Source organism: Bacillus sp. SIMBA_026 (assembly GCF_046535335.1).
Taxonomy (GTDB): domain Bacteria; phylum Bacillota; class Bacilli; order Bacillales; family Bacillaceae; genus Bacillus; species Bacillus velezensis.
The window spans coordinates 1-351 of sequence record NZ_JAWRWX010000063.1; the positions used below are offsets into that span (position 1 = coordinate 1).

2 tRNA genes are annotated in these 351 nt (G+C 53.6%); both read right to left on the minus strand.

The window, feature by feature from the left end:
* Positions 1–91: 91 nt before the first annotated feature.
* Positions 92–166 (minus strand) — tRNA-Gly (locus SB847_RS20670).
* 24 nt (positions 167–190) lie between these two features.
* Positions 191–272 (minus strand) — tRNA-Leu (locus SB847_RS20675).
* Between the last annotated feature and the right edge of the window lie 79 nt (positions 273–351).

A 351-nucleotide genomic window follows, 5' to 3' on the forward strand; every position in this document is an offset into this window, starting at 1 on the left:
CCGGACTTGAACCGGCACGGTAGTCACCTACCGCAGGATTTTAAGTCCTGTGTGTCTGCCAATTCCACCACCCCGGCGTGGATGGTATAGTTGGAGCGGAAGACGGGATTCGAACCCGCGACCCCCACCTTGGCAAGGTGGTGTTCTACCACTGAACTACTTCCGCATACAGGATCACTATCCTGTATAATGCGGGTGAAGGGACTTGAACCCCCACGTCATAAGACACTAGATCCTAAGTCTAGCGCGTCTGCCAATTCCGCCACACCCGCGTAACATGGTGAGCCATGAAGGACTCGAACCTTCGACCCTCTGATTAAAAGTCAGATGCTCTACCAACTGAGCTAATGG